Genomic DNA, 12,562 nt, shown 5'->3' with positions numbered 1-12,562 from the left:
ATTTGCTCTTCCGTGAACCTTGATCGCTTCATTCTGTCCGTCCTTCGTTGGGCGGACTCTAGCTATTCCTGGAGGAGTTTCAGGGGGTCACGTCAGAAGGTCAACAGCGAGACCCTCCTGTATCAGCTCAAGCACTCCATGGGGGAAAACCCGCCCGCCGTCACATTGGCCTCTCGCGCCCTCTGGAGAACGCTTAAAGTCTGGATCGACTTGCTACCTAGTCTCGCGCTTGCCGAGACCAGTTTCCATCTCGTGACGGTCGGCGAACTCGGTGCGGACAGCGAGCTAACGGCACTTCGGACGCCTGGCTCAAAGCGTGAGGCCTTGGTCGCCGCGCTCGTGAAGGAGGCGGAGCGGGTCGCGCAAGAGCGTGAGGCTGCGAAGGCAGAGGGAAAGAAGATTCCACACGCCGATCGGGCGGACGGCTGCGACGCGTTTCTCAAGCTGTCGGCATCCGTTCGACTGAACCTTCTCCGTCGCATCCATGTCGTCACAGGCGCCGCGACGATCGACCAGATGGAGGCTGAGATTGCTTCGAAGCTCCATCAGATTCGGGAGCGTGACCGTCCACAGATCGCGAGGTCTCTAATTGAGTGGTGGGACCGCCAGGTCGTGTATGCCCTCTGCGGTCGCCGCCAACGTTTCATCGGGCGAGACGAATTGCTTCAGGAGATTGCCGAGAGGATCTCGGACATTGAGCACGAGGTTCTGATGCCAGACTTCGAGCTCATGGTTCCACCGGCCGACTATCAGCCGGAGGGACTTCTGACGCGTCAGATCGCTCTGGTTGGAGGCGGCAATTCCGATATTGCCTGGGCTATCCGCGAGGAATGGCGGGCACGCCAACAGCGAGCGAAATGGATCGTTGATCGACCCGCAATGGCGTCCAAAATTGAGCGGCACGACGCGATCATGCGCGAGGAATGGTCTGATCGGCACGGGCGGATCGTCGACGACTGCGTCAGCGTGGGCGAGGACGAAAAGCGCGCCAGCGGTCTAGGATTGCTGCGCTGGACGCATGGGGACGCCCCCAAGGCGATTGAGCCGATATCTCCAGGCTGGCAGGCGCCATTCTACGTCAGGGGTAGCTTTCAGGTTCTCGCCATAAACAGGGAAGTGGGCTGGCATCCTGACTACGTCGAGCGCCTCAAGGATGATGAGGCATGATTGCTCATGACATATACGCTGAGACCAACCCCGCCTGGGGCGCATGGGTGCTCAGCAGTTTCATCAGGGGCTTCAGCGAAGCTGGCGCGCAGGGCGTAGATCTCCCGATCGCCTATCTGGCCCTGCCGATCTGCCTGTCCGGCGACCTTCTCAGCACGTTTGACGGCACCAACAAGAAGACTGGGTTGCGCGAGTGGGTCGAACGCAGTCCCCAGATCCAGTTGGAGCTCGGCGATCGCCTTAACGGGTCGCTTCGCATCGTGAGCGAGGCCGTGCGTCTTGGCTGCTTCACCAATGCCGTCCGACTGGACACTGAGGGGCGTCTGCTCGTGGGGTCGCTACCTCTCAAGACCGACCTGGCGAAGGGGCTATCGCCAGCGCTCGCCGGCCCGGTCAAACGTGCGGACCGACTCGGATATTGGATGGGGATGGCCGGCTCCACCAAAACAATCTTCGATATTGTGGGGATCAGTCTTTGAACCGCTGGAACATCGCGTCGATATTCTTCCTTGGATTGGACGGTCGGCAGCGTCTGGTGCCGTTTGGACCGGGCTTGAACATCATCACCGGCGCATCCGGAACGGGGAAATCCGCACTGATCAAGGCAGTGGATTACTGCCTTGGTTCAAGCGAATGCGAACTCCCGGCACACATCCGCCGTCACAGCATCGCGGTAGGCGTCAAATGGGTCGCCGGCGATGACGAAATGATCGTCGGCCGCATCATCCCGCCTGTCGGGCAGGACAGCAGCCACAAAATGTTCGCGACCGCGGGCCGCAATCTTGCCGTGCCATCGTCGCCAGAGGAGTTCGAAGGTCCGGTTCCGCTTGGCGCTGGAAAGGCGTTCCTCGAACGGGCGTTCGGTATCGGCGACCTTCCCGGAGAGCCCGATGATTGGGGGCGAATGCGCGGCCGAGCGACCGTCCGCCATGTCACCCCGTACATGTTTGTCACCAAGGAGGTCATCTACAGCGAGCAGGTGCTCCTTCACGGGCTTGAGCAGTCGGACAAGGCGCCCGACATCATCGCAACGATCCCCTATTTCCTACGAGCCACGGACGAAGCCAACGCCCTGAACGAACGTCGGCTTCGGTCTTTGCAACGCGACCTTGAGCGAAACGAAAACCGGAACAGGCTACGCGCCACTGCCGAGAGTGCGATGCGGAGCCGGGCTTTCAGCCTTCTGGCAGAGGCGGAACGCCTGGGTGTCGCCAATACCCCTCCTATCGAAACGGTGGACGCCGACCTGATCAGCCTCCTTGGACAAATCGCGTCATCGTCCGGTGAAGCGCGAACCCTTCCGAGTGAGAGTGAACTGTCTGCCCTCCATCGGCAACGGCGCGACGTGCTCGGCCGACTCTCTGACGCGAGACGTCAGGCGGACGCCGCTCGTCTGGCCATCCAGGATGTGTCCGGATTTGAAACCACTGTGCAGCGGCAACGCGAGAAGCTCGACCTTGGAGCGCATCTGGGGCTGGCGGAAGTTTCCGACCACTGTCCCCTGTGTGCCCAGCGGTCGGATGTGGGCGCAAGGGCGGCGGACGCGCTACGGACGACCCTGGCCAAAGTCCGAGGTGAGAGTGCGGCCGTGGAACGGATCAAGCCTCGTCTGATCGATTATGACGGAAACTTGGGCCGCCAGATCGACGGCTTGAAGCGTGAGCTCCGAAGCGTCGACGACAGGATCGCTTCCTGGATGCGGCAGTCCGACGAAAGCCGAAAGCTCGCTGATCTCGCGGAGGTCCGGGCCCACTTGATGGGCAGGGTCTCCTATTTCCTCGACACGATGAGCGATGAGAACCGACCTCAGCCAGCTGATTTGACTGTGCTCCGGGACCAAATCCGCGAGCTGGAGGGCCTCGTCAATCCCGAGGCCAGAATGGTGAGGCTTCGTCTCGCCGAGCGCAAAATCTCCGAGTATGCGACCGAGGTTTTTTCGGCGTTGCCGACCATTGAACCCTGCGTTGGTTCCGAGTTGGATTTCTCGGCCACCGAACCGGATATCGCGGTCATAGAGGCTGACAGCGCGGTGGTGCTGAAGATGTCGGATGTGGGCTCAGACCAAAACTATTTGGCCATCCACATCGCTCTGAACTTCGCGCTGCAGCGCTATTTGGAAAAGGTGCGGGCGCCCGTGCCTGGAGTCTTGATCTTCGATCAGATCAGCCGGCCATACTTCCCATCGACGGAGGGCCAGAAGCGCGACGAACTCTCAATTTCTGCTGACGGCGATGATGAGGACGAAGACATCAAGGCTATGCGCCAGCACATGAACTTCCTCTTCGCCGAGGTCGAACGGCGGGAAGGGCTACAGGTCATCCTGATCGAGCACGCCTATTTTGCGGACGATCCTCGATATGTGGACGCAACGCGCGAACGATGGACACGCGCGTCGGGAAGGGGACTGCTCCCTCTTGATTGGCCTTCGCGACCAGACGTCTGACCTTCTGGTCGATTTCTGCAGGAGACTAAAAGAGCCGAGGAATGTATCCGCCTCACCCTTCCAGTGCGGAGGATCAATCAGGCTGGCTTAGCGGGCCGACCTGGGCGCTCTGCATCCGGATCGGGGCCGCCGCGCTTGTTCTGATCTAGGCCGTCGATAGCGCGCACATCCTTGCTGGCGAGGGTGAAGTCGAAGACATCGATGTTCTCGGCGATCCGCTTCGGATTGACGGACTTGGGAATGACCGACACGCCGCGATCCAGATGCCAGCGCAGGATGACCTGAGCCGGGGTCTTTGCGTATTTTTCAGCGAGACCCACGATCAACGGGTGTGACAGCGGGTCCTCGCCGCTGTCCCAATAGCGGTTCACGCCGCCGATCGGAGACCAGGCCTGGGTGATGATGCCGAGGGTCTCGTCGGCGATGGTCTTCGGTGTCAGCGCAGGCATCGTGGCGTCGAGCCTCGTCGTCGCGGTGGCGCTGGTCATGTCCCGGAGTGAGCAACGCCCAGCGGTCCGCTGAGTTAATCTCACGAAGCGGCCGCGCTGCTGACGGATTTTTTTGTGCCCGACCTCGCTCTGACGGCGGTCATGACGTCGGACCCAGCGCCCCGGCCGCGCGAGGAGAGCCACGTCTCGCTCCTGCACAGAATGGTCGATGACATGCTGATCCCTTCGGCGGAGCGCGGTGCCTGAGGCGCCGCCGCCAAGGCTGCGAATAGCCAAGAGCTAAGTCCGTATGTCCTTGCCCTCGTTCGGCCTGGCGCCGGATGCTGCAGCCTTCAGCAGCGCCTAGGAGGAAGGAATGGACACGCTCTTTGTGGGGCTCGATGTTCACAAGCTGAGCATCAGCGTCACCACTGCAGAGGACGGACGCGACGGCGCCGTCAGGTTCTGCGGCGAGGTCGCCAACACGCCGGAACAGGTTCGCAAGCTGGCGGGTCGGCTGTCGCGGTCCGGTAGTCGGTTGGAGTTCTGTTACGAGGCCGGCGGCTGTGGCTACGGGATCTACCGCCAGCTGACGGAGATGGATCATGGCTGCCTGGTCGCGGCGCCGACGCTGATCGCTCGCAAGCCAGGCGATCGCATCAAGACCGACCGACGGGATTCACAGATGCTCGCGCTTCAACACCGCGCGGGTGGTCTGACGGCGGTCTGGGTCCCCGACGAAGTGCATGAGGCCATGCGCGATCTGGTCCGGGCCCGGGGAGACGCGATGATGGCCCTGATGCGGGCGCGACAGCAACTGCTGGCGTTTCTGCTGCGGCACGGCCGGACCTACCCGGTCGGCAAGCCATGGACCTTGAGGCACCGCCGCTGGCTGGCGGGTCAGGCGTTCGAGCAGGATGCGCACCGCATCGTCTTCCAAGATTACGTGGAGGCCGTCTGGGCGGCGCAGGACCGCCGGAAACAGCTCGAAGCGAGGATCTCCGCCATGCTGGCGGGCTGGTCGTTGTCGCCTCTGGTCGAGGCGCTTCGGGCGTTGCGCGGCCTCGACACCATCTCGGCCGTCAGCTTCGTCGCGGCCGTCGGCGATCTCGGCAGGTTTGAGAATCCACGACGGCTGATGGCCTATCTGGGTCTGGTCCCCTCGGAGCATTCCAGCGGCGACCGGATCCGGCGCGGAGGCATCACCAAGACCGGCAACCGCGAAACGCGGCGGATGCTGGTGGAAGCGGCCTGGAGCTATCGCTACCCGCCGCGGGTCTCGACCGGCAAGACCGACGTCGTCTCTCGCCAGCCGAAGGTGGTGCGGGACGTGGCGTGGAAGGCCCAGGTGCGCCTGTGCGATAGATATCGCCGTCTCAGCGCCGGCGGCAAGCGGCCGACTGTCGTCATCGCCGCTATCGCTCGGGAGCTGTCGGGCTTCATCTGGGCGATCGGTCAGGAGGTGCGGCCAGCGGCGCCTTGAGCGCCGAGCCCTGGCCCGTCAGGCCGGGGGGTGGAGCGGAAGGTCAGGGACATCCTCGAGAGCCCAGTGGGCAGGCCATGTGCCGACGCCCGACCTAAGTCAGAGGCCAGCCCGCGACGAAAAGCGTTCATGCGGTAACCAACACGCGAATGGAAGACTGATCGACCGTCGCCAACGCCGCTCCGCCCCCAACCTGACGAACCTCTCATCCTGCTCATCTCCGCGCCTGCGGCGCGGAAGGGTTTTGCACGTCCAGACACTTGAAAAAGGACATGGAAGGGCTCCGCCCTCGCGCGGGTCAGGGTACGCGGCTTCGCCGCCGGACCGACCGGTCTCCCCAACCTTCCGCGCCAACAGGGTCTCCACGACAGCAACGGCCGCCAGGCTTGTGCAGGTCGGGCGATCCCCCTCCGGTCGGTCCGCCCTGGCCCTTGCTACCCCGGTCTCGCCGACGGGCAGGGTTTCAGGCGCGCAGTTCGCGTGCCTGCAACCCTTGCCCAAAGGAGGCAGACATGACCGCCCAACCTATCGAAACCACCGCCATCGAAGCGAGCGCGCCGCAGCATGGCGCGGAGGTTTTCGTGCCCCTCAATCAACTCAAGGCCTCGCCGAGAAACGCGAGGAAGACCCCGCATTCGGCGGCGGCCATCGAGGCGCTGGCCGCCTCGATCAAGGCCAAGGGGGTGTTGCAGCCGCCGGTGGTGGAGGTCGAGACGAACGAAGAAGGCGCGCCGACCGGAAACTATCTTGTGACCATCGGGGAGGGGCGGCGGCTGGCGTTGCGGCTTCTGTCCAAGCGCAAGGCGATCAAGCGGACCCATCCGGTCAAGGTGATCGTGGACGCCGACAACGACGCCCACGAAATCAGCCTCGACGAGAACATCACCCGCGAGGCCATGCACCCCGCCGACCAGTTCGAGGCCTTCCGGCGGCTGTCCGAAGAGAAGGGCTACGGCGCCGAGGAAATCGGCGCCCGGTTCGGGGTGTCGGCCCATGTGGTGCGCCAACGCCTTCGGCTCGCGGCGGCGGCGCCGGAGCTGATGACGGCCTATCGGGAGGAACGTCTGGCTCTGGACCAACTGACCGCCTTCTGTATCAGCGAGGATCAGGAGCGGCAGCGTCAGGTGCTGGACCAGATCGGTCCCCACACTCCGGCCTACGCCATCCGGCGCGCCATGACCGAGTCCAAGGTCCGCGCAGATGACCGGCGCGCGGCCTTCGTCGGCAACGAGGCCTATCAGGCGGCGGGCGGCGCCATCCTGCGCGACCTCTTCACCGAGGATGACGGAGGATGGTTCGAGGACGTGGGACTTCTGGACCGGCTGGTGTCCGAAAAGCTGGCCGGTTTGGCGCTCGAGGCGCGCGAACGGGAGGGCTGGAAATGGGCCGAGGCCGCTGGGGAGTATGCCGAGGTCTCCGCGCTCGGGCGGGTCTATCCCGTCGCGGTCGAACGTTCGGAAGTGGACGCCGCCGCCATCACAGCCCTGTCGGAAGAGTATGACCGGCTGGTTTCGGAGACGGACAGCGCCGAGACCCTGCCGCCCGAGGTGGACGCGCGGCTGGAGGAGATCGACAAGGCGTTGCAGGCCTTTGGTCCGGACTATGACTATCCGGTCGAGGTCAAGGCGCGGGCCGGGGTCATGGTCCTTCTGGGCCACGACGGTCTCGCTCGGTTCGAGCGCGGTTTGGTCCGGCGCGAGGATGTCGTCTCGGATCGGGCGCCCGATCCGGACGCGCCTGAGGTCGAGAGCGAGGAGGAGGGGGCTGGGGTCCGGCCCGGCGACGAAGACGACCGGCGTCGTGACGGCGAGCCCGACGAAGGGCCGGGCCTTTCGGATCGTCTTCTGATCGACCTGACCGCTCACAAAACCATGGGCCTCCGCGATGCAGTCCAGGCCGACCCCGCCGCCGCTCTCGCCACGGTGGTTCACGCCCTGGCATTGCAGGTCTTCTATCCCGGCTACGGCGTGTGGACGCCCCTGCAGCTTCGGCTGACCGTCAACGGTCTGGATAGGCTGGCGCCGGGGGTGGAGGACGGCCCGGCAGGGCGCCGGGTCCGCGACCGGTGTGAAGCGTGGGGCGCGCGTCTCCCCGAGCGGGTGGATGCCCTTTGGGAGGTTCTGGCGCCGATGCGCCGGGCCGACCTTCTGGACCTGATGGCCTGCTGCGTTGGGGTCGGCCTCTACGCCGTGCGCGATCCGCATGACCGCAGGCCGGGCGCCTTGGCGCAGGCCGAGCGGCTGGCGACCGAGGTCGGTCTCGACATGGCCGGGACGTGGAGCGCCACCGCGTCCAGCTATTTTTGCCGGGTCGCCAAGGCGCGGGTGCTGGAGGACGTGATCGAAGCGACCAGCGCCGAGGAGGCCGGTCGGATCGCCGGGTTCAAGAAGGGCGATATGGCCGAGGCCGCCGAGCGTCTGGTCGAGGGCAAGGGCTGGTTGCCCGCTGTCCTGCGAACCGAACCGGCGGCGCAGGAAGTGGAAGGAGAGGCTGCGCCCGCCACAAGCGAGGGGGAGGCGACGGACCCCGACGCCTATCCGTTCGCCGCTGAATAGGGTTCGGCTCTAAACCTGAAAACTTGCCGCGCGCCCTTTGGGGGCGCGCGGCATTTTTTTTGCGTTGCACCGTAACAACACGGGGGCGATCAGGTTGTGCGAACCCATAGCGGGATGGCAAAGGGCGTCCTCGCTGACGGCGCTTCGTGCCTGAAAAATCGGCTCAGCCTCCAGCGGGAGGCGCGCGGTCAGACCGCAGGAGGCTCATCGTGGGTCTGATACAAACGTCTTGACGGGCACGATGGGCATGTTCGAAGCGATCAGTGAAAAGTCCGGGCCGCTGCGAGTCGTCATCGACACCAATGCCTTGGCCAGTGATGAGCTGCGCGCATTCCTCTCCGCGTCGAGCGAGAACCGCGCCATCTTTCCCGACTATGTTGCCATGGAGCGGTTCAAGCCGGACAACCTTCGGGCCCTCCGCGACGGCTTCTCTGTGATCAGGCCGTTTGCCGATCAGGTCGTGATCCTGAAAGGCACCGGAGAAATCTCACGCCTGAATCCCGACGCTGAACCTCTTCCTCAGGCCATGGTCGATGCCGATCAGACCGAGGCTTTCGGCGAATTCTGCGAGCTTCTTGATCGCGCCCTCGAAGGTGAGGCGAGTCTCCTGCGCCAGCTTCGGGAACGCGCCGAATGGGCGCAAACGCAGATGTCGGTCGTGCTCAAGGGCGCTTCCGACTTTCCCGCTGACCTGGCCGAGTTCGAGGCCTTCTTCACGGCGTCGGACGTCGCCCATATGCGTCGTGGTGGTACGCTGACCCCCGAAATGCACGACAAGTTCGACACCGCCGTCGGCGCAGTCGCTCATTCAATATTCCGGAGTGCGCCGAGCCCGCTGACCTACCCCAGCCCCAAAAATTGGCCCAACCACTTCATCCTGCGAAACGCCTTCTGCAACGGCGTCTATATGCTGTCCTTTATCCAACGCGGGATCGGCGCTCGAAAACCCGAGAAGGCTCGCAACGACGTCGTGGACGTCCTGCTCGCAACCTACGGCACGTATTTCAACGGCGTGATGTCCAACGACGATCTCACGAATCACGTCCATCACATCAGTCGCTTCCTGCTCGAAGCCGACGGTGTCCGACTGGCGCCGGACTATCTCCAGCTTCTGGCTGAGGCGGCCGGGCACGAGCCCCCGACGCCAGACGAGGCCGCTAGGTCTATCGAAGGCGCTTGAACGCCCAGAGGTGGCCGTAGAGCTCGGCCAGTTCGACGGACCGGGCCGTGGAGAAACCCCGCGCGCCCAGCAGGGCCCGAAGCTCGGCTTCGGGAATCTCCTGGCGGCTTTCACGGACCAGTTCGTAGAACCGTTTCCAATCGAGCGGGTGCAGCGAGGACGTGTTGGCGAGCAGGGCGAACCGGTCCACTAGGACCTTGTTGCGCGGGGAGAGTTTGAACCGGTCCGAAGCAGATCGCTCGATCCGAAGTCGATATCGCGTGGAGTGACTTCGGTTCAACATCGTCAGCAATGGCGACACCAGATGGCGGGCCGCGTCGCAGTAGACCGCGTTTGTCGGAGGATCCGGCGTCCACCGCTGCGCGCGCACCTCGACGGCGACCCGGTCTGGAGTGTCCGGTCGTGTCAGCAGTTGAAAGCCCAACTCCCGATGCGGACTGGCCTCCAGATCCCTGAAGTTCACGACGTCGAAGCCGGCCGTACCGCCGGCGTCGCGATGATGTTCGATATCGAAGCGGCCGGACGCCCGGCCGAGATCAGCCATCCGGCTCAGAAAGGCGCCTCGATCATCGCCGACGGCGATGTCGATGTCGGGAAGCCAGTGCGACAGTTCAGCACCCATCCTCAAGCCTCGGGAACTCAGCGACCCAGACCGGTTTCAAGGCCGCCCCCAACTCCGCCCGCCGTGTCAGGAGAGGCGGGTGATATTGGCGACATAGCCGCGCAAGAACGTGGGCATCGTCACCTTCCCCCAGAAGCGGCCGGTGGCGGTGGACATCTTGCGGATGACCACGGTGTCGAGATCGGCATCAAGGCCGGCCACGACGGCTCTGCCGACCGCATCGATATCGTCCTCGGCGTCGAAGAGGATGAACGAGGTCGTTTCCTCCCAATAGCCAGGATCAAAGGTGGTGACGGCGTCGTAGATGGATTGGCGACGGACCCCATCGACGCCTTTCGAGGGAGACCGATCCGTCGAGACCTTGAAGCTCAGCCAGTAAATCACGGTCGCCATTTTCCGTTTCCCCAACGAACGCCGAGACAGGGCCGACGCACCACCTGTATGGATATGGCGAAGCTCCCTCGCAACCATAAGTCATTCTAATCACGTCCTGATATTCATGCGTGAAGTCATCTACGAGAACCGCGACGCGACGGTCTGGCGCGTGACCGGCGAGGACGGCGCCCAGCACTGGGAGACCAAGGTCGGCATTCAGCGCGTGCTCCCGTTCGAGACGGAAGAGAAGGCAATGGCGCACGTGAGTCTGTGGGAGGGCGAAGCACGTCATGATCGGCTGCACCGGCCATGACCAAGGCTCCGGGTAAGGCGCGGAAGTCTGAGGCGAGCGCGTCCCAGAATGTGGCCTACGAAGACTGCATCGTCAGCTTCACCGATGTCCTCGGATTTCGCCACCTCCTCAAAAATCGCGAGGCGGCTGACGTCATGGACGTGCTGAACCAGATGCAGCTGTTCAGGCAGTCGGTGGACGATGGCAAGCCTGTGAAGGTCAAGGAGGCGCGCCTCACGAGCCGACCATTCGCGTTCGCAATGTCCGACGCCATCGTACGGGTTCGCCCCTATGATACCCAGCATCGCGATGGGGCCTTGGTCTGGGAGCTTATCGATCTTGTGCACGCCCAGATCGAACTGGTGAACCGGGGTGTGCTCGTGAGAGGGGGCATGACCGTCGGCAAGGCCTATATCGGCCTGAAGGGGCAGGGGCCGGTCTTCGGTCCAGCGTTGGCCCGAGCCTATGAGATTGAAACCGACGAGGCCGTCTATCCGCGCATCGTCGTCGATGACGCCTTGCTCGAGGCGCATCGCACCGACAAACGGCTCTGGATGTCGGGTAACAGCTACGCTGACGAAGAGCGCGCGATTGATGGCCTGTTGGCGACCGGCGACGACGGTATCCGCTACATCGACTATCTGGCGCAGTTGGGCGAGTTCGACAGCCCGGCGCACTACTTGTTGTTTCTGGAACGCCACGCGGCGCTGATCCGCAGGGGTCGTGAAGAGACGAAAGCGGACCGGCGGACGGCGCGGAAGTTCGAATGGTTGGCGCGCTATCACAACGCCCAGGTCTTTCTTCAGAAAGAGACGGTCCTGGGCTCTACGGATCGCCGCCAGTCCTTTCTCGAGGAGTTCGACGTCGATGCGGAGGATTTCTACGGCGCGGTGGAGGTCTGATTTGGGCGTGTCTGATCGCTGGCCAGCTAAGGGTTTCAGGCTTTGGACCAAGGGTGCGATCGTCGCGGCGCTGTGTCTTGCGGGCTGCGGCGCCGCCTTACCTCCGACGATAGAGGGCCGGGCCTCGGTGATCGATGGGGACACGCTGGAGGTTCACGGTCAGCGCGTCCGGCTCTGGGGCGTTGACGCCTCCGAGAGTCGTCAGTCGTGTCGGCTCGGGGGTCGCGACGTCGCCTGCGGACGCATTGCCGCAAACCGGCTCGATCAGTTTCTGGACGGGCGGCCCGTAGCCTGTTTCGAGCAGGATACAGACCGATACGGCCGCATGGTCGCGCGTTGCGAGGTCGCAGGCGATGACCTCGGCGCCTGGCTAGTCGGTCAAGGTCTGGCGGTTCGTTATGCGCGATACGCCGGTCTGGCGTATCGGACTGAAGAGGCGAAGGCCCGCCGGGCAGCCAGAGGCGTATGGGCCGGCGAGTTTCAACTCCCCGAAGACTGGCGAAAGGAGCAACGCCGTGGCCGCGCGAGCGCTGAGTGAAATCCGGTTCAACGCCCTGGCGGGCTATACCCGTGATCCCCGTCTGGTCAGAGTGGCGCAGGAGTTCGAGTGGCTGGCGACCGACGATGAACGCGTCATTGGCGTTTTGGTCTGGGACCGCCACGATCACGACTTCGGCTGGATCGCGCTGGGCCGGGACGAACGGGAGCAGTTCCGCGCGGTGGAGGTCAACAGCACCCTCGCCACCGCCGATGAGGCGCGCGCGCAACTCGTCGCGGCGATGGATCGGCTGCAGGCGGGCCCCCCGGAAGACCTTCTTCAGGGTGAAGATGGCCCCCCTCCGATGGACTTCTTCGAGCCGATCACTCCAGAGGCGGATCAGCACCCTGCGTTTCGCAAATTGATCTCCGACCCGCGATACTCACCTGCGCGCGAGCTTATCGCCGCGATGATGCGCTATCATCAGGACGTCGACGGCAATTTTGTCCAGCAGTTCCAGACCGTCGGGTTCGATGCGCGCCTATGGGAGCTTTACCTCTTCGCGGCTTTTACCGAGCGCGGCTTCGCCCGTCAGGGCGACGCGGTCGCACCGGATTTTCAGTTCTCGGGCCTGAAC

General features: G+C 63.9%; 12 protein-coding genes. 9 read left to right on the top strand and 3 right to left on the bottom strand.

Translation table 11 applies throughout. The features are described 5' to 3' along the window. The 3 genes from ABIB58_RS02855 to ABIB58_RS02845 form a co-directional block, all read left to right on the top strand. Window positions 1-1,167: ABC-three component system protein (locus ABIB58_RS02855; RefSeq protein ID WP_354038967.1), on the top strand; the 1,167-nt coding region annotated here is incomplete at its 5' end. Continuing rightward, window positions 1,164-1,646 (top strand): three component ABC system middle component, encoded by a 483-nt coding sequence (locus ABIB58_RS02850; protein ID WP_291539392.1) that lies wholly within the window; start codon window positions 1,164-1,166, stop codon window positions 1,644-1,646. The genes ABIB58_RS02855 and ABIB58_RS02850, both read left to right, overlap by 4 nt. Continuing rightward, complete coding sequence (locus tag ABIB58_RS02845; RefSeq protein WP_292176444.1) at window positions 1,643-3,610, top strand: DUF3732 domain-containing protein; 1,968 nt, start codon at window positions 1,643-1,645, stop codon at window positions 3,608-3,610. Before ABIB58_RS02850 ends, ABIB58_RS02845 begins: the two co-directional genes overlap by 4 nt. A 77-nt stretch (window positions 3,611-3,687) precedes the next feature. On the opposite strand, the gene ABIB58_RS02840 is transcribed toward ABIB58_RS02845, so the two are convergent. Further along, window positions 3,688-4,335 (bottom strand): aldo/keto reductase, encoded by a 648-nt coding sequence (locus ABIB58_RS02840; protein ID WP_354038964.1) that lies wholly within the window; start codon window positions 4,333-4,335, stop codon window positions 3,688-3,690. Between the two features lie 79 nt (window positions 4,336-4,414). Between ABIB58_RS02840 and ABIB58_RS02835 the strand changes: the two genes are divergently transcribed. The 3 genes from ABIB58_RS02835 to ABIB58_RS02825 all read left to right on the top strand — a co-directional run bounded on the left by ABIB58_RS02835 (window position 4,415) and on the right by ABIB58_RS02825 (window position 9,256). Next, window positions 4,415-5,521: an IS110 family RNA-guided transposase gene (locus ABIB58_RS02835; RefSeq protein WP_354038962.1), complete on the top strand. Its 1,107-nt coding sequence runs from the start codon at window positions 4,415-4,417 to the stop codon at window positions 5,519-5,521. A 512-nt stretch (window positions 5,522-6,033) separates the two neighbouring features. Beyond that, window positions 6,034-8,076 (top strand): ParB/RepB/Spo0J family partition protein, encoded by a 2,043-nt coding sequence (locus ABIB58_RS02830; RefSeq protein ID WP_354038960.1) that lies wholly within the window; start codon window positions 6,034-6,036, stop codon window positions 8,074-8,076. 241 nt (window positions 8,077-8,317) lie between these two features. Then, window positions 8,318-9,256, top strand: coding sequence for a hypothetical protein (locus ABIB58_RS02825; protein ID WP_354038958.1), 939 nt, complete (start codon window positions 8,318-8,320; stop codon window positions 9,254-9,256). On the opposite strand, the gene ABIB58_RS02820 is transcribed toward ABIB58_RS02825, so the two are convergent. Together ABIB58_RS02820 and ABIB58_RS02815 are read right to left on the bottom strand one after the other, a co-directional pair. Beyond that, entirely contained in the window at window positions 9,240-9,878 is a 639-nt protein-coding gene (locus ABIB58_RS02820) for a hypothetical protein (protein WP_354038956.1), read from the bottom strand. The two genes, ABIB58_RS02825 and ABIB58_RS02820, sit on opposite strands and share 17 nt — an antisense overlap. Before the next feature lie 66 nt (window positions 9,879-9,944). After that, complete coding sequence (locus ABIB58_RS02815; RefSeq protein ID WP_291535395.1) at window positions 9,945-10,271, bottom strand: hypothetical protein; 327 nt, start codon at window positions 10,269-10,271, stop codon at window positions 9,945-9,947. Window positions 10,272-10,377: 106 nt separating this feature from the next. On the opposite strand from ABIB58_RS02815, the gene ABIB58_RS02810 reads away from it, so the two are divergent. The 3 genes from ABIB58_RS02810 to ABIB58_RS02800 are packed head-to-tail and all read left to right on the top strand — an operon-like array spanning window position 10,378 to window position 11,985. Next, window positions 10,378-10,566, top strand: coding sequence for a hypothetical protein (locus tag ABIB58_RS02810; protein ID WP_291535394.1), 189 nt, complete (start codon window positions 10,378-10,380; stop codon window positions 10,564-10,566). Further along, window positions 10,563-11,447 (top strand): hypothetical protein, encoded by an 885-nt coding sequence (locus ABIB58_RS02805; protein WP_291535393.1) that lies wholly within the window; start codon window positions 10,563-10,565, stop codon window positions 11,445-11,447. Before ABIB58_RS02810 ends, ABIB58_RS02805 begins: the two co-directional genes overlap by 4 nt. Continuing rightward, window positions 11,413-11,985: a thermonuclease family protein gene (locus ABIB58_RS02800; protein WP_354038953.1), complete on the top strand. Its 573-nt coding sequence runs from the start codon at window positions 11,413-11,415 to the stop codon at window positions 11,983-11,985. Before ABIB58_RS02805 ends, ABIB58_RS02800 begins: the two co-directional genes overlap by 35 nt. The last annotated feature ends 577 nt before the right edge of the window (window positions 11,986-12,562 follow it).

The sequence above is a fragment of the Brevundimonas sp. UYEF29 genome, assembly GCF_040546195.1.
GTDB lineage: Bacteria > Pseudomonadota > Alphaproteobacteria > Caulobacterales > Caulobacteraceae > Brevundimonas > Brevundimonas huaxiensis.
The sequence above is the reverse complement of the archived record's forward strand: the minus strand, read 5'-3'. Positions and strand labels throughout refer to the sequence as shown.

Excerpts from the sequence above, each read along its gene's own strand:
- ABIB58_RS02850 (WP_291539392.1), top strand. The coding sequence starts at position 1,164 with ATGATTGCTCATGACATATACGCTGAGACCAACCCCGCCTGGGGCGCA.
- ABIB58_RS02835 (WP_354038962.1), top strand. The coding sequence starts at position 4,415 with ATGGACACGCTCTTTGTGGGGCTCGATGTTCACAAGCTGAGCATCAGC.
- ABIB58_RS02830 (WP_354038960.1), top strand. The coding sequence starts at position 6,034 with ATGACCGCCCAACCTATCGAAACCACCGCCATCGAAGCGAGCGCGCCG.
- ABIB58_RS02825 (WP_354038958.1), top strand. The coding sequence starts at position 8,318 with ATGGGCATGTTCGAAGCGATCAGTGAAAAGTCCGGGCCGCTGCGAGTC.
- ABIB58_RS02820 (WP_354038956.1), bottom strand. The coding sequence starts at position 9,878 with ATGGGTGCTGAACTGTCGCACTGGCTTCCCGACATCGACATCGCCGTC.
- ABIB58_RS02815 (WP_291535395.1), bottom strand. The coding sequence starts at position 10,271 with ATGGCGACCGTGATTTACTGGCTGAGCTTCAAGGTCTCGACGGATCGG.
- ABIB58_RS02810 (WP_291535394.1), top strand. The coding sequence starts at position 10,378 with ATGCGTGAAGTCATCTACGAGAACCGCGACGCGACGGTCTGGCGCGTG.
- ABIB58_RS02805 (WP_291535393.1), top strand. The coding sequence starts at position 10,563 with ATGACCAAGGCTCCGGGTAAGGCGCGGAAGTCTGAGGCGAGCGCGTCC.
- ABIB58_RS02800 (WP_354038953.1), top strand. The coding sequence starts at position 11,413 with ATGCGGAGGATTTCTACGGCGCGGTGGAGGTCTGATTTGGGCGTGTCT.